The organism is Mycobacterium colombiense (assembly GCF_001672755.1).
Classification (GTDB): domain Bacteria; phylum Actinomycetota; class Actinomycetes; order Mycobacteriales; family Mycobacteriaceae; genus Mycobacterium; species Mycobacterium colombiense_C.
On the sequence record NZ_LZKI01000098.1, the window covers coordinates 40685 to 61676 of the forward strand.

A 20992-nucleotide genomic window follows, 5' to 3' on the forward strand; every position below is an offset into this window, starting at 1 on the left:
CCTGCAGATTCCGCGAGCGTCCGGCACCGCCGGGCCATCACCGCCGGTAGACGAAAGCAATTTACCTATCACGGACCGCGCCGGCCCATGGTCAACACCGGGCGGCGCCGACTCGCGCCGTCAGCTCAGAAAGGCGTTGATCGCCGACGCGAGATCGGGGGACGCCGACGTCGCGAGATTCTGATAGCTACCGCCACTGAGCTGGGCGACCGCTTCCCAGGTCGCCCGGTCCGGGTCGGCTCCGAAGTCGATGACGTTCACCGCGATGGGTTTGGCCGAATCGGCGCTCTTGCGGATGAAGTCCTGCAGCCCCGGCCCGTCCAGCGTCTGGTCCGTGTGCGGTCCCGCGGTGATCAACAGTATCGAATTCGTCTGTCCCGCATGGTAGTTGGTCTGCATATCCTGGTAGAGCATCCGCAGCGTGGTGAAGGACACCGCGCCGCCGCCCGACGAGTACTGCTTGTCCAGCGCGGTGGTCAGCGCGGCCGAACGCGGCTGGCCGTTGACCGCGTCGGACAGCGGCCCGCTCGCCACCTCGGAGCGGCCCTCGTGGCCGTCGAACGTCCACAACCCGACCACGGCGGTGCCGGGCAGCGCCTTGATCTTGTCCTGCAGCGCCCCGATCACGTTGGCCAGCCGGGACTTTCCGCCTTCCTGGCCGGGCATCGACTGGTCGAGCATGATGGTCGTGGCCTGCCCGCTCGACGGGCTCGCCATCGCCTCGGCGAGGGTGGCCCGCATCGGCTCATCGCCCACCGACAGCGCGGCCGGCAGCGCCGGGAAGTCGGTGACCGGACTGCTGGGCGGTTTGACCCCGTTGACGCGGAAACCGGCCTTCGCCAGCTTGGCCAGCTGATCGGACTTGTGCATGAAACGCGAGAACTCGCTGGCCGCCGAGGCCTGTTCCCGGCTGAGCCAGGAACCACTGAGCAGCACGGTGGGGTAGTCGGCCACCGCGGCGGAGCCGGGTGGCAGCCAGAACCCCAAGGCGCCCTTGGCGTCTGGCAACGATTGGCCGCGCTGGAACAGCTGCTGCTCGGTGGTGACGACCGCATGCACCGGCGCGGTCGCGGGGTCGCCGGGCTTCAGCAGCGTGTTCATCGCCTCGTTGAGCGAGCTGTCGGCCAGCTTGGGTTGCCCGCTCAGCAGGCTGCGCACCGCGCCGGTGCCCTGCGTCACCGGCGCGCCGGGCGGTACCGACGCGGCCGCCACCGCCTCTCCGGCCAGAAACGATGCGTCACCGTTGCCGCTCATCGGCAGCGCCAGGCGCAACGAGCCCCACGCGGGTAAGTTCAACCCGGCCAACGCATTCGGGTTGTTTTGCAGCCCGGGCAGCGCCGCCCAGTTCTGGTTGGACAGGGCCGGGGCGAGTTGGGGGCGGATGGCCAGCACCACCGGCGAGGTGACCAGCGAATGGCTCTCGGTGACGGTCTTCTGCGCCGTCGCCCCGGCGAGCCGTGCGGCCGAGATCGAGCTGCCCGGAATCCACAGCGCCGGTTGGCCGCCCAATTCCGCGGGCCACTTGCCGATGAAGCCGTTGAGCACGGCGTCGGAGTTGGCCGGCTTGACGCTCACCACCATGCAGTGGTCACCGATCGGCCCGGCGGATTTGTTGTAGCTTTCCGCGAATTGCTGAACGGAATCGGCGATCGACGGGTCTGCGACGACGGCCACCGTCTCCTGGCCGCCCGAGCAGCGTCCCGCCGCCGTGTGTGATCGCTTGGACAGCGCGTCACCGAAGAAGCTCCACAGGATCACCGATCCCACCACGACGACGACCGCGACCAGCGCCACGATCACGCCGATGCTGACGCCGCGGCGGCCGCCCTCGCTGCGGTGACCACCCAGCCGATCGGCGAGCCCACGATGCCCGCCCCGGAAGAGCGACGGTGTCGAGGCCGGGGGCTCCGGGCTCGGCGCGGCAGCGGGCCGCGACGGAAACTCCGGGTAGTCGTCAGCGGCGCTGTCTACGAACGAATCCTCGGCCGCGTAGAGATCGTCGTCCGCCGTGAATCGCCCGTCGTCGGGATGGCGACGTTCGTCGGCGTAGTCACCCTCGTCCGAGTAGTCGCCCTCGTCCGAATAGTCACCCTCGTCCGAGTACAGGTCGGCTTCCTCGTCGCCGGCGTCCCGGTGGCGGTGTCCCGCATCGTCACCGCGAGACGGCTCGTCGACGACGTCGTCGCGAGATGGCTCCTCAAGGAAGTCGTCAGGGTCGGGCGCACTGTGCCTACCCATAGCAGTGCCCGCGGCCTTTCCGTCGATCCATCGTTAACCCGGCGCCGATTTTAGTCATCGCCGGCACTATTACACGTTCGAACCCGATTTGAGCGCAGGCTCAATTCGATTGCGCGGCGTGTGCCTTGGCCTCACGCCGACGGCGATGCAGGATCGGCTCGGTGTAACCGTTGGGTTGCTGCGTTCCGGTCAGGATCAGATCCTGTGCGGCCAGGAAGGCCAGGCTGTCGTCGAAGTTCGGCGCCATCGGCAGGTACGCCGCGTCCTTGGCGTTCTGCTCGTCGACCAGTGGGGCCATCCGCTCCAGGCTGGCCCGCACGTCCTGCTCGGTGATCACCCCGTGGCGCAGCCAGTTGGCCAGCAGCTGGCTCGAGATCCGCAGCGTGGCACGGTCTTCCATCAGTGCCACGTCGTGGATGTCGGGCACCTTCGAGCAGCCGACGCCCTGGGCGACCCAGCGCACCACGTAGCCCAGGATGGACTGGCAGTTGTTGTCGACCTCTTCGCGGATCTCCTCGGAAGCCCAGGCCAGCTCCTTGGCCAGCGGGATGGTCAGCAACTCCTCGATCTTGGTGCGCTTCTTACCCGCGAGCTCCTCCTGCACGGCGCCCACGTCGACGTAGTGGTAGTGCATCGCGTGCAGGGTGGCCGCCGTCGGTGAGGGCACCCACGCGGTGGTCGCCCCGGCCTTCGGCTGGCCGATCTTCTGCTCGACCATGTCGGCCATCAGCTCGGTCATCGCCCACATGCCCTTACCGATCTGGGCCTTGCCCTTGAAGCCGGCCGCCAGACCGATGTCGACGTTGGCGTCCTCGTAGGCCTTGATCCAGGTGCTGTTCTTCATCGCACCCTTGCGGATCATCGGCCCGGCCTCCATCGAGGTGTGGATTTCGTCGCCGGTGCGGTCCAGGAAGCCGGTGTTGATGAACACGACGCGGTCGGCCGCCGCTTTGATGCAGGCCTTGAGGTTGACGGTGGTGCGCCGCTCCTCGTCCATGATGCCGACCTTGAGGGTGCCCTGCGGCAGCCCGAGCACGTCTTCGACGCGGCTGAACAGCTCGCAGGTGTAGGCGACCTCGTCGGGTCCGTGCATCTTGGGCTTGACGATGTAGATGGACCCGGTGCGGCTGTTGGCCAGCGGGCCGTTGGAGTCACCGGTCTTGAGCCCGTGGATCGCGGTCAGGCCGGTGAACAGCGCATCCATGATGCCCTCGAACACCTCTTTCTCTTCGTCGCCTTCGCTCCAGACGATCGCGTCGTTGGTCATCAGGTGACCGACGTTGCGGACGAACAGCAGGCTACGGCCGGGCAGAACCAGTTCGCCCTCGCCGTCGGGTGTGGTGTAGGTGCGGTCCTCGTTGAGCACCCGGGTGAAGGTCTTGCCGTCCTTTTTGACGTCTTCGGACAGATCGCCCTTGTTCAGCCCGAGCCAGTTGCGGTAGCCGAGCACCTTGTCGTCGGCGTCGACGGCGGCCACCGAGTCCTCGAAGTCCATGATCGTGGTGATCGCCGATTCCAGGACGACGTCCTTGATGCCCGCGGAGTCGGTCTTGCCGATCGGCGATTCCGGGTCGATCAGGATTTCGATGTGCAGGCCGTGGTTGACCAGCAACACCGACCAGTTGGGGGAGCCGAGCTCGCCGGTGTAGCCGGCGAACTTCTCCGGGTCGGCCAGGCCGACGGAGCCGTCGGCGGTCGCGACCTTGAGCTGTCCGTCGTCGACACTGAGTCCCGTCGCGTCGGCCCACGACCCGGATTCCAGCGGCACGGCCTGGTCCAGGAATTTGCGCGCGTAGGCGATCACCTTGTCGCCGCGCACCTGGTTGTAGCTGGTGCCCTTCTCGGCGCCGTCATCCTCGGGGATGACGTCGGTGCCGTACAGCGCGTCGTAGAGCGAGCCCCACCGCGCGTTCGCGGCGTTCAGCGCGAACCGCGCGTTGAGCACCGGCACCACCAGCTGCGGGCCTGCGGTCGTGGTGATCTCGTCGTCCACGCCGGAGGTGGTGATGGTGAAGTCCGCGGGTTCGGGCTGTAGATAACCGATTTCGGTGAGGAACTCGCGGTACGCCTCGATGTCGAGCGGCTCGATGACACGCTGCCGGTGCCACTTGTCGATCTGGGCCTGCAGCTCGTCGCGCCGGCGCAGCAAGTCCTGGTTCTTGGGGGTGAGGTCGGTGACCACCTTGTCGACGCCCGCCCAGAAGCTGTCCGGGTCGATGTCGGTGCCGGGCAAGGCCTCGTTGTTCACGAAGTCATAGAGCACTCGGGCGACGCGCAAGTTCCCCGCCGACACGCGATCAGTCATGATTCTCCTCCGTCATGGGCCGCACCGGACCATCGTCGGGCCAGATTGGCAATGCCATAAGCCTACCGAGCGCAGCCTGGTGAGCGTTATTCGCCCGACCCGGCAGGCGCAGGTCAGACCGCGCTGACAGCTTCAAGAACGACGCTGCGGCGAGCACCGGGATCTGTTTCCAGCAACGCATGTTTCGCGTCCAACGGTGCCGCGCCCTCCAGCACTTTCTTAACTGGTAGCCGTGAAAGATCATACGGGCTGCGCATAGTCGTCCCGGCCGGCCAGTGCCGCTACGCGTCGCGCATCGTGCCGACGAGGTCTTCAACCAGGTCTTCCATGGCCACCATGGCCACCACCACCCCGTTTTCGTCGGTCACCAGCGCCAGATGGCTGTTGCTGCGGCGCATCCGGGACAGGGCATCGGCCAGCGGCAGCGATTGGGACAGCCGCGGCAGCGGGCGCACCTTCGCCAGATCGATCACCGTCTGCGGATCGTCATCGAGGGTCAGCACGTCCTTGATGTGCAGATATCCGAGGAAGACGCCGCCGACGCTGGCCACCGGGAACCGCGAGTAGCCGGTCTGGGCCAGGGCCTGCTCGACCGCCCCGACCGTGGGGCCCGAGCCCGCCGCGGCGACCGGTACCGCGTGCACGCCGGCGAGCGGCACCGCCACGTCACCGACCACGCGGTGGCGAATTTGCAGCGCCCGGGTGAGCCGGGTGCGTTCCTCGCGGTCCAGCAAGCCCTCGGACTCCGATTCGGCGATCATCTCGCTGAGCTCGACGGGGGAGACTGTGATCTCCAGCTCTTCCTTGGGTTCGACGCCGAACGCGCGCACCACCAGGTTGGCGCACTTGTTGTAGAACACGATGAACGGCCGGGCCGCCCGCACGTAGGCCAGATACGGCGGGACCAGCAGCATCGCGGTGCGTTCCGGCCCGGCCAGCGCGATGTTCTTCGGCACCATCTCGCCCAGCAGCACGTGCAGCGTCACCACGATGGCCAGCGCGATTGCGAACGACAACGTGTGCAGCAGCGTCGGGTGAATTCCCGTGAGCCCCAACGCCGTTCGCAACAGATTGGACACGGCCGACTCGCCGATCCGCCCGAGCAGCAGGGACGCGGCGGTGACGCCCAACTGGGCACCGGCCAGCATGGCCGGCAGTTGCTCTCCCGCGCGGATCACCGTGACCGCGGCCGCCTTACCCTGTTCGGCCAGCGCCTCGAGGCGGTCACGCCGTGCCGAGATCAGCGAGAACTCCGCCCCGACGAAGAACGCGTTCACCCCGATCAACAGGCAGGCCACCAGCAGGCCCATGGTGTCGCTCATCGGTGCGCCCCGGTCGCGGGAACGTCACCGTGACTGCCCACTTCGATCAGCTCGAGCAGGTCGATCCGGCGGCCATCCATCCGGATCACCGTTGCCTGCCAACGCGTCACCGCGTCCAGTAGGCCGTCGGAGTCCAGCGCGGGCAGCTTGACCGTGTCGCCGGCCACCGGGATGTGACCGATCTCGCGCAGCACCAGCCCGCCGATGGTCTCGTAGGGGCCTTCGGGTGCCCGAAAGCCGGTGGCCGCGGCCACCTCGTCGATGCGCAGCAGGCCCGAGACCCGCCAGCCGGAGCCGGCGGGCACCACGTCCGGAGTCGCGTCGTCGTGCTCGTCGCGGACGTCGCCCACGATCTCCTCGATCAGGTCCTCGACGGTCACCATGCCGGCGGTGCCGCCGTATTCGTCGACGACCAGCGCGGTTTGTAGGTTGTTGGCGCGGATCTCGGCCATCACCGCGTCGCCGTCCAGGGTTGACGGCACGTTCGGAACGGGTTGGGCCACCGTGATCAGCCGAGTGCGGGCGCGTTCGGTTCGCGGGATGGCGAACACCTGCTTGACGTGCACGATGCCGACCGTCTCGTCGAGGTCGCCGTCGACGATCGGGAAGCGGGAAAACCCGGACTCGGCGGCCGTGGTCACCAGGTCGGCGACCGTGTCGTCGGTCTGCAGGGCCACGATCTTGGACCGGGGCGTCATCAGCTCTTCGGCGCTCAGGGCGCCGAACTGCAACGAGCGCCGCACCAGGGCCGCCGTCGCGGCGTCCAGGGCGCCGCTGCGCGCCGACGAACGCACCAGCGACAACAGCTCCTGCGGGGACCGGGCCGAGCGCAGCTCTTCGGCCGGTTCGACGCCGAGCCGGCGCACGATCCAGTTCGCCGCCCCGTTGGTCAGCCGGATCGCCGGCGTGAGCAGCAGCGAGAACAACAGCTGGGCGCTCACGACGGCGCGGGCCGCCGACAGCGGGCGCGCCACCGCCAGGTACTTGGGAACCAGCTCGCCGAACACCATCGACACCGATGTCACGATCACCAGCACCAGGAAGGCCATGATCGCGTCGCCGACCCTGTCGGGTATGCCGATCGCATCCAGCCACGGGTGCGGCAAGTCCTCCACCATCGGATCGGTCAGGTAACCGGCCGCCAGCGTGGTGATCGAGATACCCAGCTGTGCGCCCGACAGCTGAAACGACAGCCGGTGGTGCGCGTGACGGATCCAGCGGTCGCGGCGTCCGCCGCCACGCGCGTTGGCCTCGACCGCGCTGCGGTCCAGGGTGGTCAGCGAGAACTCCGCGGCGACGAAGACGGCGTTGCCGAGGATGAGCACCGCGATCGCCACAACGCTGATCACGGTGACGGTGACGTTCATGAACGACGCCGCCGGCCGGCCGAGGGGAACGGCTTGATGAGCGGAGACGGCGCGGAAGGAGGCTCCGCATCGGGCGATTCGGCTGACGGCCCGTGCGCCCGCAAGCCGATGGCTGGCACGGGTGCCTGCGGCACGTCGATCCTTTCGCTGCCTGGTGGCTGACCGGCCGCGGTTGCGGCCGTCTTTGCTGTCATATGCTAGCCCGGGCCGCGGGCGTGCGGCGCTGCCCGGCCCTGGCTACGGGCTCGATCGTTCGAATCCGCGGCCGACCCGGGCCAACTAAAGTATGGCTAACCTTACTCAGGTACGCTCTGCGCACTATGCCCGACGCTCAGACGCCGTCCATTCAGGTCCTCCCGCGCGAACGCTTCGACATTCCCGACGAGGTAGCGCGCATTCCCCGCCCACCGGTTCCCACCCTCGATCCACCGTTCGGTATGCGCGTGGCGCGGCTCGAGGACGCGGACAGGGTGACCGAGTGGATGAACCGCCCGCATTTGGCGCAGGCGTGGGAATACGACTGGCCGGCGCCCCGGTGGCGACAGCACCTGAGCGCCCAGCTGGACGGGACGTATTCGCTGCCGTTGCTCGGCAGCTTGCGGGGCATACCGCGCGCCTACCTCGAACTCTATTGGGGCGCAAAGGATCTGATATCCCGGTACTACGACGCCGAGCCCTATGACCTGGGGCTGCACGCCGCCATCGCCGATCTGAACCTGGTGAACCGCGGCCTGGGCCCGATGCTGTTGCCCCGGATCGTGGCCAGCGTCTTCTCGGCGGAGCCGCGGTGCCGGCGGATCATGTTCGACCCCGATCACCGCAACACCACCGCGCGCCGGCTGTGCGAGTACGCCGGATGCAAGTTTCTCGGCGAGCACGACACGACGAACCGGCGCATGGCGCTCTACGCGCTCGAGGCGCCGATCACCGATTCGTAGCCGCTGTAGTCGGGCGCCATCCCGGCTGCCACCAACTCCCACAGCACCGCGTCGGTGCCGCCACCGACGCGGGCCGGCTTCATGTCGCGCCACCATGAGCCCGGCGGCGTCTCATCGACGAGATATCCCGACCCGCCGAAAATGTGCATGCAGGCTTACCCCAGCGTGTCACCAGCCCTGCGGCAGCGGATGCCCCTCGGCGAAGCCGGCGGTGGACTGCACGCCGACCACGACCCGGTCGTACAGCTGCGCCAGGTTGGCCGCGCCGACATAGGTGCAGGTGCTGCGCACGCCCGAGGTGATGTGGTCGAGCAGATCTTCGACACCGCCGCGGGCGGGATCCAGCCCCATCCGGGACGTCGAAATGCCTTCCTCGAACAGCGCCTTGCGAGCCCGATCGAACGCGGTCTCCGCCCCGCTGCGCGCGACCACCGCCCGTTTGGAGGCCATGCCGTAGCTCTCCTTGTACGGCTGGTCCTCGCGGTCACGCATCAGGTCGCCGGGCGACTCGTACGTGCCGGCGAACCACGACCCGATCATCACGTTGGATGCCCCGGCGGCCAGCGCCAGCGCCACGTCCCGGGGATGCCGGATACCGCCGTCGGCCCACACATGTCCGCCTAATTCCCTTGCTGCCGAAGAACATTCGACGACAGCGGAGAATTGCGGGCGCCCGACGCCGGTCATCATCCGGGTGGTGCACATCGCGCCCGGTCCGACGCCGACCTTGACGATGTTCGCCCCGGCGCCGAGCAGGTCGCGGGTGCCCTCCGCCGAGACGACGTTGCCCGCCGCCAGCGGAACGCCCAGCTGCAGCCCCGCGACCGTCCGGATCGCCTCGATCGTCTTGACCTGATGTCCGTGCGCCGTGTCGATGACCAGCAGGTCGATGCCGGCCTCGACCAGCGATCGCGCCTTGTCCCCGACGTCGCCGTTGATGCCGATGGCCGCGCCTATCCGCAGCCGGCCCCGCGCGTCGACGGCCGGGGTGTACAGGCCCGCACGGATGGCGCCGGTGCGGGTCAGCACGCCGGCCAGCGTGCCGTCGGCGTTCGTCACGACCGCGACACCGATGGATGACTGCTCGAGCAGGTCGAAGACCTTGCGCGGCTCGGTTCCCACCGGCGCGGTGACGAAGTCGGTCATCGCGACGTCGCGCACGCGGGTGAAGCGATCCACCCCCAGGCACGACGATTCGCTCACCAGGCCCAGGGGACGGCCCTCGAAGGCGACCACCGCGACACCGTGCGCACGCTTGTGGATCAGGGCCGTCGCGTCGGACACCGAGTCGTCGGGTCCGAGCACCACCGGGGTGTCCAGAACCAGGTCGCGACTCTTGACGAACTCGACCGTCTGCTGCACCGCGGTGATCGGCAGATCCTGCGGCAAGATGACGAGTCCGCCACGCCGCGCGACGGTTTCGGCCATCCGCCGGCCCGCCACCGCGGTCATGTTGGCGACGACCACCGGGATCGTGGTGCCCGAGCCGTCACCGGTGGACAGGTCGACGTCAAAGCGGGACGCGATCTCCGAGCGGTTCGGCATCACGAACACGTCGTTGTACGTCAGGTCGTATGCGGGTCTGTGCCCGTCGAGAAACCTCATCGCAGTCGCCCCACCAACTCAAGCCCCCTTCGCGCCCTCTGGTGTCGCCCGGCTACGCGGGCACTTCGGAGCGGTCTCCGCTCCACAGTGTGTGGAAGCGCTTGTCCGGGTCGTCGTCGATGCGGCCGTAGGTGTGTGCGCCGAAGAAGTCCCGCAAGCCCTGGGTGAGTGCCGCCGGCAGCCGCTCGGTGCGCAGCGCGTCGTAATAGGACAGCGCGGAGGCGAAGCCGGGGATCGGGATGCCGAGTTCGGTGGCCTTCACCACCACGCGACGCCAGCTGTCGATGGATTCCTCGATGGCACTGCGGAAGTAGGGCGCCACGATCAGGGTCGGCAGGTCGGGATTCTCGTCGAACGCCTCCTTGATCCGGTTGAGGAATTTCGCCCGAATGATGCACCCGCCGCGCCAGATCGTCGCCATGTCGCCGGGCGTGATGCCCCAGTCGTACTCGGCGCTGCCCGCCTGGATCTGGTTGAAGCCCTGCGCGTAGGCGATGATCTTCGAGGCATACAGCGCCTTGCTCACGTCGTCGATGAATTGGGTTGCGTCGCTTGGCTTCTCGCCGAGGTGTCCGGAGGCCAGGCCGGTGGTGGCCTTGCGCTGGGCGACCGAGCCGGACAGCGCGCGGGCGAACACCGCCTCGGCGATACCGGTCACCGGCACACCGAGATCGAGCGCCGATTTCACGGTCCAGCGTCCCGTGCCCTTCTGCTCGGCCTCGTCGAGGATGAGGTCGACCAGCGGCTTGCCCGTCTTGGCATCGGTCTGGCGCAGCACCTGCGCGGTGATCTCGATCAGGAAGCTGTCCAGGTCGCCCTTGTTCCACTCGGCGAACACGTCGGCGATCTCGGGAGCGGTCTTGCCCAGGCCGTCGCGCAACAGCTGGTAGGCCTCGCCGATCAGCTGCATGTCGGAGTACTCGATGCCGTTGTGCACCATCTTGACGAAGTGACCTGCGCCGTCGGGGCCGATGTGGGTGCAGCACGGCACGCCGTCGACGTGTGCGGAGATCTCCTCGAGCAGCGGGCCCAGCGATTTGTACGACTCGGCCGGGCCGCCCGGCATGATCGACGGGCCGTTGAGCGCGCCCTCCTCACCGCCGGAGATGCCTGCGCCGACGAAGTGCAGGCCCCGCTCGCGGATCGCCTTCTCGCGGCGGATGGTGTCGGTGTAGAGCGCGTTGCCGCCGTCGATGATGATGTCGCCGGATTCCATGGCGTCGGCGAGCTCGTTGATGACGGCGTCGGTGGGGTCGCCCGCCTTGACCATGATGATCACCCGGCGCGGCTTCTCCAGCGCGTCCAGAAATTCCTCGATCGTCTCGGAGCGGACGAAGTTGCCCTCGTCGCCGTGCTCTTTGAGCAGCGCATCGGTTTTGGCGATCGAGCGGTTGTGCAGCGCCACGGTGTAGCCGTGGTGGGCGAAGTTGCGGGCGAGGTTCGATCCCATGACGGCCAGGCCCGTGACGCCGATCTGTGCGGTGCCGGTCTTGGAACTCGAGGGGGCATCCGACGAACTCATGTTTTCGCCTCTCAATTTGGAGAACTCTTCCGAAAAGCTTTCGGTGACACTGTGGCACAGCGAACAGTTGGGCGTCCGGGGTGATCGGCCCGCGGCTGCGTCAGAGGTTGAACAAGCGCTCCAGCTCGGTGAGCCACGGCACGGCCAGCGCGATGGTGGGCACCACGAACACCGCCACCGCGGCCAGGTATGCGGCCGCCGACAGCAGCGGGCTGTTGCCGCGTCCGCCCAGGCGGCGCACTCTGACCACCGTGCTGGGGCCGCCCGCCGCGAGCGCGCCCGACGGGGCCCGCCCCGATGCGCACGCGACCAGCGCCCTGGCCAGGGGAGTGCGACCCGCGGCGCGGACCGCCGCGTCGTCCGCGAGCAACTCGACCAGAAGCTGGACCGCGCCGAGCGCGTTGGCGCTGCGGACCAGCCGCGGGAAAGCGGCATGCACCGCGGTGAAGGCTTCCAGCACCAGGTCGTGCCGCGCCCGCAGGTGGGCGCGCTCGTGGGTGAGGATTGCCTCGACCTCGGCGTCGGCGAGTGCCTTCAGCGTTCCCTCGCTGACCACCACCCGGCTGCGCACGCCGGGCAGGCAGTAGGCGAGCGGTTGCGGCACGTCGAGCACGCGGAGATCGCGCGTGCGGGCGCAGGGCTGGGACAGCGCCGCGCCGTGGCCGACCCCGACCAGGTCCACCACCATGCGGTGGTGGGCCCGTCTTTTCCGGTTGGCGATGGCCACCCGGACCACCGCGACCATCAACCGGGCGCCGACCAGCACGGTCAGGGTGAAAACGCTGACGTAGACCGTCCACAGCGGCCAGCCGAGGCGATCAGCGGCGCCGAGGATGCTGGTCGTGGGGCGCCCGTCGCGGCCGGGCACCAGCAACCGGGTGGCGATCGCGATGCCGGCGCTGAACGCCGACAGCACCGCGGCCAGCGCGACGGCTTGCCAGAGCACCATCGCGGCGCGGGGAGCGCGCAGCGGCCAGCGCGCGCGTGCCAACATCGCCGGCACCGGGCCGGTCAGTAGCACCGCGAGAATGATGAAAGCCAGCGCGGACACACAGTTAGTGTCCCTCAGCCCTCCGGTGCAGCGCCAGCAGATGGCGAGTTATTGCGTTGATTGGCTTCCAGTTCGGCGAGTGCGCGCCGCAGCGCCTCGGCCTCGTCGGCCCCGACGCGTTCGACGAAGTGCACCAGGGCGGCCTGACGGCCGCCGGAATCCTCGGCCTGGGCCAGCGCGTCCACCATGAGTCCGGCGACCAGCTCGTCGCGACCGTGCACCGGCGCGTACCGGTGCGCCCGGTCGTCGCGGATCTGGGAGACGAGATTCTTCTTGGCCAACCTTTGCAGCACGGTCATGATCGTGGTGTAGGCCAGGTCACGCTGCGCCGACAACGCCTCATGGACCTGGCGAACGGTCTGAGGCTCGGGCGTGGACCAGAGGTGGTCCATGACGGCCCGTTCCAGGTCCCCCAGCCGAGTCAGTTTGGCCATAGTTCGTTCATCTCCTGAGCGTCGAATCAAGCGTACTCCGGCTTACTACCGACGGTCGTACGAAAGGCTGACAAATCACTGTGCCGGCCACCGCGCGCCCCGCCGCGGACAAGAAGAACACTACCTCTTGCAAAGTTAGGGCAGCCTTGCCTATGCTGATCGGGTCGAGCGATAACGGACCGTGTGAGAGTCCTGAGGGCTGCAGCGACCCCCGGTCTACTCGATCGGCGAGCCCCGTGCCTTCGAGGCACGGGGCTCAGCCGTTTTCCGGTCCAGAATCCGCCGCGAGGGCGTGCCGGGGCCATGGTGTAGACACATGGACGTGCCAGAGCCGCAGAAAACGATCCTCCCGCCGGACTTCGCCGCACCCTTCGACCGCGAGATCGGGCTGCAATTCACCGAACTCAGCCCCGACGGCGCGCGGGCCCAGCTGGAGGTCACGCCCAAGCTGCTGCAGCCGATGGGTTTGGTTCACGGTGGCGTTTACTGCTCGATGATCGAGAGCATGGCCAGCGTGGCCGCCTACACGTGGCTGGCCACCCGCGGCGGCGGAAATGTGGTGGGCGTCAACAACAACACCGATTTTTTGCGCTCGATCGGTTCCGGCATGGTGTACGGCACCGTCGAGCCGATCCACCGCGGCCGTAGCCAGCAATTGTGGTTGGTCACCATCACCGACGGCGACGACCGGGTGGTCGCCCGCGGTCAGGTGCGGCTGCAGAATCTCGAAATTCGCGAGGGCTGATCAATCCACCTGGGGCCGCGGTGAAATGCGTTGTCCGGCAACCGTGTTGGAGGTTGGTCGCGGCGATCGGCTAGCTGGCCCGCCTGGCCGCCGGCCGCTTGGCCTCCGCGGCGACTACCGCCAACTGTTCGAGCCGGGTCCGGGCGAACGCCTGCTGCTCGGTGATGGTCAGCTGGCCGCGGCGGGTGCTCAGGAACGTCACCGTCCAGGACAGCAGCGTGCTGATCTTGGTCTTGAACCCGACCAGGTAGACCAGGTGCAACACCAGCCAGGCGAACCAGGCGAACAGGCCGCTGAACTCCACCGGGCCGATCTTGGCCACCGCGGAGAACCGCGACACCGTGGCCATGGAGCCCTTGTCGAAGTACTGGAACGGCTCCCGGTCGGCCGGGTTGGCGCCGCCGAGTTCGGCCTTGATGGTGCTCGCGACGTACTTGGCGCCCTGAATCGCGCCCTGCGCCACGCCCGGCACGCCTTCGACCGCGGCCAGGTCGCCGATGACGAACACGTTCGGGTGGCCGGGGACCGACAGGTCGGGCAGCACCTTGACGCGGCCGGCCCGGTCCAGCTCGACCGACGACTGATCCGCGAGGTCGCGGCCCAGCGGGCTGGCGGACACGCCGGCGGACCACACCTTGCACGCCGACTCGATGCGCCGGACGGTGCCGTCGGAATCCTTCACGGTGATGCCGTTGCGGTCGACATCGGTGACCATCGCACCCAGCTGGATCTCCACGCCCATCTTCTCCAGCCGGGCCGCCGCGCGCTGACCGAGCTTGTCGCCGAACGGCGGCAGCACGGCAGGCGCGGCATCGAGCAGGATCACCCGCGCCTTCGTCGAGTCGATGTGGCGGAAGGAGCCCTTCAGCGTGTAGCTCGCCAATTCCGCGATCTGCCCGGCCATTTCGACGCCGGTGGGGCCGGCCCCGATCACGGTGAACGTCAGCAGCTTGGCCCGCCGTTCCGGATCGCGCGACCGCTCGGCCTGTTCGAACGCGCTGAGGATGCGCCCTCGCACCTCGAGGGCGTCGTCGATCGACTTCATGCCGGGCGCAAACTCGGCGAAATGGTCGTTGCCGAAATACGACTGGCCGGCGCCGGCGGCGATGATCAGGCTGTCGTAGGGAGTGTCGTAGGTGTGCCCGAGCAGGTCGGACACCACGAACTTGCCCTCCAGATCGACGTGGGTGACGTCGCCGAGCAGCACCTGAACGTTGCGCTGCCTGCGGAGCACGACGCGGGTGGGCGGCGCGATATCGCCTTCGGACACAATGCCGGTCGCCACTTGGTAGAGCAGCGGCTGGAAGAGGTGGTGCGTCGTCCGGGCGATCAGTTTGATGTCGACGTTGGCGTGCCTGAGTTTCTTTGCCGCGTTCAGTCCGCCGAACCCGGAGCCGATGATGACAACCTGGTGACGGCGCTCCGGTCCAGCTGTGGTACCTGGCTGGGGGCTCATGTTTCCGCTGCTCCTGACGGGGGCTTCTGGACGCGCGACTGCGATTAGCCACCACGCTAGTCAGGCGAATACCCGCAAACCTAGCTGGCAACATGTGTAATCAAACACATCGCCAGTATCACTGCTGGTCGTTGAACGTGATACTGGTCATGTTCGACCGACCGGTCCGCAAAGGTGCCGAAATCCCTACAGCCCCACGAGCGGACGCAGCGCAGCTCCGGCCGCCTCGATGACGCCGGGGGTGTAGAAGGGCAGGTTGATGATCACGCCGTCGATGCCCGCGTCGATCACCTTGGTCTTGATCTGATCGGCGACCGAATCCGGCGTGCCGACCACCATGCGCTGCGTCATCTCGGCGGGAATCTGGTCGAGGCTCGCGTTTTCGTCGATCAGCACCGTGGTCAGCGTGCTGGTTTCCAGGCTGGCGGGATCGCGGCCCACCTCGTCGCAGGCCCGCCGCACCGCGTCCAGCTTGCGTGGCAGCTCGTCGAACCCTGCGATCACGTTGAGGTGGTCGAAATGCCGTGCGGCGAGCGGGATCGTCTTCTTCTCGCCGCTGCCGCCGATCATCAGCGGAATGCGTTCCCGGAAGCGGGGATTGGCGAACGCCTCGTTGGTTTGGTACCACTTGCCCGAGAACGTGGCCCGCTCGCCCTTGATCATCGGCAGGATGATCTGCAGGGCCTCGTCGAGCCGGTTGAACCTGTCGGTGAAGGTGCCGAATTCGAAGCCCAGCTGATCGTGCTCGAGCTGGAACCAGCCGGTGCCGATCCCCAGGATCGCCCGGCCCTGGCTCACCACGTCGAGCGTGGTGATGGTCTTCGCGAGCAGGGACGGGTTGCGGTACGAGTTGCCGGTGACCAACGTGCCCAGCTGCACCCGCTCGGTGGCGGTGGCCAGCGCCCCCAGGGCGGTGTAGGCCTCCAGCATCGGCTGATCCGGCGATCCCAGCATCGGCAGTTGGTAGAAGTGGTCCATCACGAAAACCGAATCGAATCCGGCGGATTCGGCCTCGCGGGCCTGGGCGATGACGGTGGGGAAGAGTTGCTCAACCCCGGTGCCGTAGGAGAAGTTGGGAATCTGCAGACCGAGTCGAATAGCCACGAGAATTACCGTAGCGATCGGTCTCGCCCGGGAGAAGGGTGCGCGCTACGCCTCAGGCGAAACGAGCCAGCGCGCCGTGACTCACGTGCAGCGTCTGGCCGGTGATGTGGCGGGCCGCCGACGTGGTCAGGAACAGCGCCAACCGGGCGGCCTCCGTGGCCACCGGCGGCGGCGTACGCGACAACCCGTCATAGCCGGCCTCCGCGCTGCGCCCACTCGCCACCACGTTGACCGTGATTCCGCGGGTGCCGAAAATGCCTGCCTGCCCGGCGGTCCAGTTCGACAGCGTGGCCTTGATGGCGGCGTCGGCGCTGCCCGCCGGCGGGTTCTCGGGCACCAGGCTGATGATGGAGCCGCCCGAGCGCAGGTGATCACCCACGGCCTGCACGGTCAACACCGCCGAAAGCACGGTCGCGTCAAGGGCATTGCGCCAGGCGCCGGCCGTGTCGGCGATCGAATAGGTGCGCGGGTCGCCGGCGTCCCAGGTGGGGGCCGGCACGTTGACGATGGTGTCCAGATGGTGCGGGAACAGGGGACGGGCCTCTTCGAGGCTGGCCGGATCGGTGGTGTCGCAGACGATCGCCTCGGCCTCGAGCTCCTTGGCGGCGATCTCCAGTTCGCTCTTGCGTGCGCCCACGAGGGTCACTTTGTGGCCGTCATCGCGGAAGCTCTCGGCCACCGTGCGCCCCAGGTCCGTGTCTCCGCCGGTAACCAGCACCTCCACTGCCATGACCTCCTCGTGTTCACGCGCGTTATGGCATCAAGTCCCACATATGTTACTGGACAGTAGCTAATCGGCGAAACTCTGGCCGGCGCGACGCGCGGATCATTTGCGTAACTATTCGGCCGCCACTTTCTTGCGGCGATTCCACTGCCGAGCGGACCGCATCATCGGCGGGCTAGGGTGCATCCATGCGTCGGATCGGGATCCTGGCCGCTGTGGTTTCGACGGTGCTGATGGCGGGCCCGATCGGGTGCGGTTCGAAGTCGCCCTCCTCACAGACCTCGTCGACATCCGGCGGCAAGGTCATGGTGTTCGCCGCGGCGTCGCTCAAGCCGTCGTTCACCCAGATCAGCCAGCGGTTCAAGGACCAGAACCCGGGCGTCGGCGTCGACTTCGAGTTCGCCGGCTCCTCCGACCTGGCGACCCAGCTGACGCAGGGCGCGACGGCCGACGTCTTCGCGTCGGCCGACACCGCGCAGATGGACACCGTCAACAAGGCCGGCCTGCTGAACGGCAACCCGACGAACTTCGCGTCGAACACCCTGGTCATCGTCACCGCGCCGGGCAACCCGAAGAAGATCGGCTCCTTCGCCGACCTGGCTCGGCCCGGCCTCAACGTGGTGACCTGCCAGCAGCCGGTGCCGTGCGGGGCGGCGACCCACCGCGTCGAGGAGAGCACCGGGGTGCGCCTCAACCCGGTCAGCGAGGAACTCAGCGTGACCGACGCCCTCAACAAGGTCACCAGCGGCCAGGCCGACGCCGCGCTGGTCTACGTCACCGACGCCAAGTCGGCCGGCGGCAAGGTCGCGACCGTGAACTTCCCGGAGGCCGCCAGCGCGGTGAACGTCTATCCCATCGGCGTGCTGAAGAAGGCGCCGCTCGCCGCTCAGGCGCAGAAGTTCGTCGACCTGGTGACCTCGCCGACTGGGCAGCAGATCCTGGCCCAGGCCGGCTTCGCGAAACCCTGACGCCGCCCATGCACCGGCCGACGGATCTGCCCCGCTGGGTGTACGTCCCCGCGGCAGTGGGCACCGTTTTCGTGGTGCTGCCGTTGCTGGCCGTCGCGGTCAAGGTCGACTGGCCGCATTTCGGGTCGCTGATCAGCAGCTCGTCGTCGCGGACGGCGTTGTTGCTGAGCCTGAAGACCGCCGCTGCCAGCACGGTGCTGTGCCTGGCGCTGGGGGTGCCGATGGCGCTGGTCCTGGCGCGCAGCACGGCGCGCGCGATCCGGTTGCTGCGACCCCTGATCCTGCTACCGCTGGTGCTGCCGCCCGTGGTGGGTGGAATCGCGTTGCTGTACGCGTTCGGCCGGCTCGGGCTGCTCGGCCGGTACCTGGAAGCCGCCGGTGTCAGCATCGCGTTCAGCACCACCGCCGTGGTCCTGGCCCAGACCTTCGTCTCGTTGCCGTTTCTGGTGATTTCGCTGGAGGGCGCCGCGCGGACGGCGGGGGCGGACTTCGAGCTGGTGGCCGCGACGCTGGGAGCGCGCCCGAACGTCGTCTGGTGGCGCGTCACCTTGCCGCTGCTGTTGCCGGGCGTCGTGTCGGGGGCGGTGCTGGCCTTCGCCCGCTCGCTGGGCGAATTCGGCGCGACGCTGACGTTCGCCGGATCCCGGCAGGGGGTGACACGCACGCTGCCGCTGGAGATCTATCTGCAACGGGTGACCGACGCCAATGCCGCTGTGGCGCTGTCGATCCTGTTGGTGGTGGTGGCGGCCCTGGTGGTCTTGGGTCTGGGCACTCGCCGGCTGACCGGAACCGGGCAGGCATGAGCGAATTGCAGCTGCGCGCGGCCGTCGGGGATCGCCATGTGGACGTGGAGTTCTCCGTGTCCGCGGGTGAGGTGCTCGCGGTGCTCGGCCCCAACGGCGCGGGCAAATCGACCGTCCTGCACGTCATCGCGGGGCTTCTTCGTCCGGACGACGGGGTGGTGCGGCTGGGGGACCGGGTCTTGACCGACACCGCGGCCGGGATAAATGTGGCGACGCACGACCGCCGGGTCGGGCTGCTGCTGCAGGACGCGTTGCTGTTCCCGCACATGAGCGTGGCCGCCAATGTCGCTTTCGGACCGCACAGTCGGCGCGCGAGGTGGCGCCCGGCTCGCGCCGCCCAGGCGGCGACCGCACTGCGCTGGCTGCGCGAGGTGGATGCCGAACGCTTCGCCGACCGAAAACCGCGGCAGCTGTCCGGCGGGCAGGCCCAGCGGGTCGCGATCGCCCGGGCGCTGGCGGCCGAACCCGACGTGTTGCTGCTCGACGAACCGCTGGCCGGGCTCGACGTCGCCGCGGCCGCGGCGATCCGGGCGGTGTTGCGCAAGGTCATCACCCGCATCGGCTGCGCGGCGATCCTGGTCACCCACGACCTGCTGGACGTATTCACTCTGGCCGATCGCGTCCTGGTGCTGGAATCCGGCACGATCTCCGAAATCGGGCCGGTGCCCGAGGTTCTCACCGCACCCCGCAGTCATTTCGCGGCCCGCATCGCGGGCATCAACCTGGTGAACGGAACCATCGACCGTGACGGCTCGCTGTGCGCGGCATCCGGCGACCGCTGGCATGCGGCCCCACCGGAGAGCGACGAACCGATCGCGCCGGACCAGCATGCGATCGCGGTGTTCCCGCCGACGGCGGTGGCCGTTTACCGCGATCGCCCGCACGGCAGCCCCCGCAACACCGTTGAGGTCACCGTGGCCGAGATGGATGTCCGCGGGGCGGCCGTGTGGGTGCGCGCAGCCCCGCAGCCCGACGGTGGCCCGGGCCTCGCCGCGGAGATCACCGTCGACGCCGCGTCCGAGCTGCAATTGATGCCCGGGGATCGGGTGTGGTTCTCGGTCAAGGCCCACGAGGTCGCGCTGTATCCCGCCGCGCGGTGAGCCGCTGAGTGAGCGGCGTCATCCCCCCGAAAAGATTGCACATCGGCAACATCGGTAAATCCGTACCGCATTAGCCCGCAATGCATCCTTGCGTCACAGCGGTAACACGGTAGGTTCGTCGCCATGGAGCAGGTGGATCCGACCTCGACCCGTCGCAAAGGACTGTGGACGACGCTGGCGCTCACCACGGTGACCGGTGCCAGCGCAGTCGCCATCGCGTTGCCGGCGACTTCCAGCGCCGATCCCGAGGTGCCGACCCCGGTCCCGCCGACCACGGCCGTGGCCCCACCGGGGGCGCCGGCGACCAACGCGCCGCCCGCGGCCCAGGCGCCGAATGGGCAACCGGCGCCGGGTGATCCCAACGCGGCCCCGCCACCGCCGGCCAACCCGAACGGCGCGCCGCCGCCGCCCGTCGACCCGAATGCGCCGCCGCCACCGCCGGCTGACCCGAACGCCGGGCGGATCACCAACGCGGTCGGGGGATTCAGCTACGTCCTGCCGGCCGGCTGGGTGGAGTCGGACGCGTCGCACCTCGACTACGGATCGGCGCTGCTGAGCAAGGTCACCGGCCCACCGCCGATGCCCGACCAGCCGCCAGCGGTCGCCAACGACACCCGCATCGTGATGGGCCGCCTGGACCAAAAGCTCTATGCCAGTGCGGAAGCCAACAACGCCAAGGCGGCGGTGCGGCTGGGCTCGGACATGGGTGAGTTCTTCATGCCCTATCCCGGCACCCGGATCAACCAGGACGCCACCCCGCTCAACGGGAGCAACGGAAGCACCGGCAGCGCGTCGTACTACGAAGTCAAGTTCAGCGATGCGTCCAAGCCGAACGGTCAGATCTGGACGGGCGTCATCGGTTCCGCCAACGGTGGGACCGCCCAACGCTGGTTCGTCGTGTGGCTCGGAACCTCGAACGACCCGGTGGACCGGGGCGCGGCCAAGGCGCTCACCGAGTCGATCCAGGCGTGGACACCCCCCGCGGCCCCGCCGGCGGCTCCAGGAGCCCCCGCAGCGCCGGGCGCACCGGGGACAGCGCCGGCTCCCGGCGCGCCGGCACCGGCGCCCGCTGCTCCGGCCGCACCGGCACCGGCGCCCGCTGCTCCGGCCGCACCGGCACCGGCGCCCGGGGCACCCGCCCCGGTTCCAGGTGGCGCGCCGGCCTCCTCTGAGGTCAGCCCGACGCCCACACCAACGCCGCAGCAGACCCTCTCGGCCTGACCGCGCCGCGCGACGGCCTGCTCACACCCGAAATCGACCGGTCAACCGTCTCCAATTCGGCGCTCATTTCGTGACCCAAACTGGGTATA

Annotated in this window: 17 protein-coding genes and 1 pseudogene; 6 read left to right on the top strand and 12 right to left on the bottom strand. The window is 68.5% G+C overall.

Features of this window, described 5'->3' with window-relative positions; all coding sequences use genetic code 11:
• Nucleotides 1–120: 120 nt before the first annotated feature.
• The 4 genes from A5708_RS13870 to A5708_RS13885 all read right to left on the bottom strand — a co-directional run bounded on the left by A5708_RS13870 (nucleotide 121) and on the right by A5708_RS13885 (nucleotide 7232).
• Nucleotides 121–2238 (bottom strand): substrate-binding domain-containing protein, encoded by a 2118-nt coding sequence (locus A5708_RS13870; RefSeq protein WP_065029181.1) that lies wholly within the window; start codon nucleotides 2236–2238, stop codon nucleotides 121–123.
• Between the two features lie 100 nt (nucleotides 2239–2338).
• Nucleotides 2339–4543 (bottom strand): malate synthase G, encoded by a 2205-nt coding sequence (locus A5708_RS13875; protein ID WP_065029182.1) that lies wholly within the window; start codon nucleotides 4541–4543, stop codon nucleotides 2339–2341.
• 281 nt (nucleotides 4544–4824) lie between these two features.
• The gene (locus tag A5708_RS13880) at nucleotides 4825–5865 is read right to left on the bottom strand and encodes a hemolysin family protein (protein ID WP_065029183.1); all 1041 of its coding nucleotides are present in this window, start codon (nucleotides 5863–5865) and stop codon (nucleotides 4825–4827) included.
• Nucleotides 5862–7232, bottom strand: coding sequence for a hemolysin family protein (locus A5708_RS13885; RefSeq protein ID WP_065029184.1), 1371 nt, complete (start codon nucleotides 7230–7232; stop codon nucleotides 5862–5864). The genes A5708_RS13880 and A5708_RS13885 overlap by 4 nt, the downstream gene beginning before the upstream one ends.
• A gap of 320 nt (nucleotides 7233–7552) precedes the next feature.
• Here A5708_RS13885 and A5708_RS13890 point away from each other — a divergent pair, with 320 nt between their 5' ends.
• Nucleotides 7553–8170 (top strand): GNAT family N-acetyltransferase, encoded by a 618-nt coding sequence (locus A5708_RS13890; RefSeq protein ID WP_065029185.1) that lies wholly within the window; start codon nucleotides 7553–7555, stop codon nucleotides 8168–8170.
• Here A5708_RS13890 and A5708_RS26825 read toward each other — a convergent pair.
• The 5 genes and pseudogenes from A5708_RS26825 to A5708_RS13915 all read right to left on the bottom strand — a co-directional run.
• Nucleotides 8137–8322, bottom strand: a pseudogene (locus A5708_RS26825) (acyl-CoA dehydrogenase family protein); the annotation flags it as partial. The gene A5708_RS13890 and the pseudogene A5708_RS26825 overlap by 34 nt on opposite strands.
• Before the next feature lie 16 nt (nucleotides 8323–8338).
• Entirely contained in the window at nucleotides 8339–9775 is a 1437-nt protein-coding gene (locus A5708_RS13900) for a GuaB1 family IMP dehydrogenase-related protein (protein WP_065029187.1), read from the bottom strand.
• 52 nt (nucleotides 9776–9827) lie between these two features.
• Complete coding sequence (gndA, locus tag A5708_RS13905) at nucleotides 9828–11297, bottom strand: NADP-dependent phosphogluconate dehydrogenase (RefSeq protein ID WP_065029188.1); 1470 nt, start codon at nucleotides 11295–11297, stop codon at nucleotides 9828–9830.
• A gap of 100 nt (nucleotides 11298–11397) precedes the next feature.
• On the bottom strand, nucleotides 11398–12348 hold the full coding sequence (locus A5708_RS13910; RefSeq protein WP_065029189.1) for a M56 family metallopeptidase: 951 nt from the start codon (nucleotides 12346–12348) through the stop codon (nucleotides 11398–11400).
• Nucleotides 12349–12362: 14 nt separating this feature from the next.
• Nucleotides 12363–12782 (bottom strand): BlaI/MecI/CopY family transcriptional regulator, encoded by a 420-nt coding sequence (locus A5708_RS13915; protein WP_007771350.1) that lies wholly within the window; start codon nucleotides 12780–12782, stop codon nucleotides 12363–12365.
• Between the two features lie 316 nt (nucleotides 12783–13098).
• Between A5708_RS13915 and A5708_RS13920 the strand changes: the two genes are divergently transcribed.
• Nucleotides 13099–13527 (top strand): PaaI family thioesterase, encoded by a 429-nt coding sequence (locus A5708_RS13920; protein ID WP_419538328.1) that lies wholly within the window; start codon nucleotides 13099–13101, stop codon nucleotides 13525–13527.
• 70 nt (nucleotides 13528–13597) lie between these two features.
• On the opposite strand, the gene A5708_RS13925 is transcribed toward A5708_RS13920, so the two are convergent.
• From A5708_RS13925 to A5708_RS13935, 3 genes are all read right to left on the bottom strand, one after another.
• Entirely contained in the window at nucleotides 13598–14983 is a 1386-nt protein-coding gene (locus tag A5708_RS13925) for an NAD(P)/FAD-dependent oxidoreductase (protein WP_065029190.1), read from the bottom strand.
• Nucleotides 14984–15169: 186 nt separating this feature from the next.
• Nucleotides 15170–16087 carry an LLM class F420-dependent oxidoreductase gene (locus A5708_RS13930; protein WP_065029191.1) on the bottom strand — a complete coding sequence of 306 codons (918 nt, stop codon included), beginning with the start codon at nucleotides 16085–16087 and terminating at the stop codon, nucleotides 15170–15172.
• A gap of 52 nt (nucleotides 16088–16139) precedes the next feature.
• Complete coding sequence (locus A5708_RS13935; protein ID WP_065029192.1) at nucleotides 16140–16817, bottom strand: SDR family oxidoreductase; 678 nt, start codon at nucleotides 16815–16817, stop codon at nucleotides 16140–16142.
• Nucleotides 16818–16999: 182 nt separating this feature from the next.
• Here A5708_RS13935 and modA point away from each other — a divergent pair, with 182 nt between their 5' ends.
• From modA to A5708_RS13955, 4 genes are all read left to right on the top strand, one after another.
• The gene (gene modA / locus A5708_RS13940) at nucleotides 17000–17779 is read left to right on the top strand and encodes a molybdate ABC transporter substrate-binding protein (protein ID WP_065029193.1); all 780 of its coding nucleotides are present in this window, start codon (nucleotides 17000–17002) and stop codon (nucleotides 17777–17779) included.
• 8 nt (nucleotides 17780–17787) lie between these two features.
• Nucleotides 17788–18582, top strand: a complete 795-nt coding sequence (locus tag A5708_RS13945) for an ABC transporter permease (RefSeq protein WP_065029194.1) — start codon at nucleotides 17788–17790, stop codon at nucleotides 18580–18582.
• Nucleotides 18579–19682, top strand: coding sequence for a sulfate/molybdate ABC transporter ATP-binding protein (locus A5708_RS13950; protein WP_065029195.1), 1104 nt, complete (start codon nucleotides 18579–18581; stop codon nucleotides 19680–19682). The genes A5708_RS13945 and A5708_RS13950 overlap by 4 nt, the downstream gene beginning before the upstream one ends.
• Before the next feature lie 123 nt (nucleotides 19683–19805).
• On the top strand, nucleotides 19806–20903 hold the full coding sequence (locus A5708_RS13955) for an alanine and proline-rich secreted protein Apa (RefSeq protein ID WP_065029196.1): 1098 nt from the start codon (nucleotides 19806–19808) through the stop codon (nucleotides 20901–20903).
• Nucleotides 20904–20992: the final 89 nt, after the last annotated feature.

Excerpts from the sequence above, each read along its gene's own strand:
- A5708_RS13870 (WP_065029181.1), bottom strand. The coding sequence starts at position 2,238 with ATGGGTAGGCACAGTGCGCCCGACCCTGACGACTTCCTTGAGGAGCCA.
- A5708_RS13875 (WP_065029182.1), bottom strand. The coding sequence starts at position 4,543 with ATGACTGATCGCGTGTCGGCGGGGAACTTGCGCGTCGCCCGAGTGCTC.
- A5708_RS13880 (WP_065029183.1), bottom strand. The coding sequence starts at position 5,865 with ATGAGCGACACCATGGGCCTGCTGGTGGCCTGCCTGTTGATCGGGGTG.
- A5708_RS13885 (WP_065029184.1), bottom strand. The coding sequence starts at position 7,232 with ATGAACGTCACCGTCACCGTGATCAGCGTTGTGGCGATCGCGGTGCTC.
- A5708_RS13890 (WP_065029185.1), top strand. The coding sequence starts at position 7,553 with ATGCCCGACGCTCAGACGCCGTCCATTCAGGTCCTCCCGCGCGAACGC.
- A5708_RS13900 (WP_065029187.1), bottom strand. The coding sequence starts at position 9,775 with ATGAGGTTTCTCGACGGGCACAGACCCGCATACGACCTGACGTACAAC.
- gndA (WP_065029188.1), bottom strand. The coding sequence starts at position 11,297 with ATGAGTTCGTCGGATGCCCCCTCGAGTTCCAAGACCGGCACCGCACAG.
- A5708_RS13915 (WP_007771350.1), bottom strand. The coding sequence starts at position 12,782 with ATGGCCAAACTGACTCGGCTGGGGGACCTGGAACGGGCCGTCATGGAC.
- A5708_RS13920 (WP_419538328.1), top strand. The coding sequence starts at position 13,099 with ATGGACGTGCCAGAGCCGCAGAAAACGATCCTCCCGCCGGACTTCGCC.
- A5708_RS13925 (WP_065029190.1), bottom strand. The coding sequence starts at position 14,983 with ATGAGCCCCCAGCCAGGTACCACAGCTGGACCGGAGCGCCGTCACCAG.
- A5708_RS13935 (WP_065029192.1), bottom strand. The coding sequence starts at position 16,817 with ATGGCAGTGGAGGTGCTGGTTACCGGCGGAGACACGGACCTGGGGCGC.
- modA (WP_065029193.1), top strand. The coding sequence starts at position 17,000 with ATGCGTCGGATCGGGATCCTGGCCGCTGTGGTTTCGACGGTGCTGATG.
- A5708_RS13945 (WP_065029194.1), top strand. The coding sequence starts at position 17,788 with ATGCACCGGCCGACGGATCTGCCCCGCTGGGTGTACGTCCCCGCGGCA.
- A5708_RS13950 (WP_065029195.1), top strand. The coding sequence starts at position 18,579 with ATGAGCGAATTGCAGCTGCGCGCGGCCGTCGGGGATCGCCATGTGGAC.
- A5708_RS13955 (WP_065029196.1), top strand. The coding sequence starts at position 19,806 with ATGGAGCAGGTGGATCCGACCTCGACCCGTCGCAAAGGACTGTGGACG.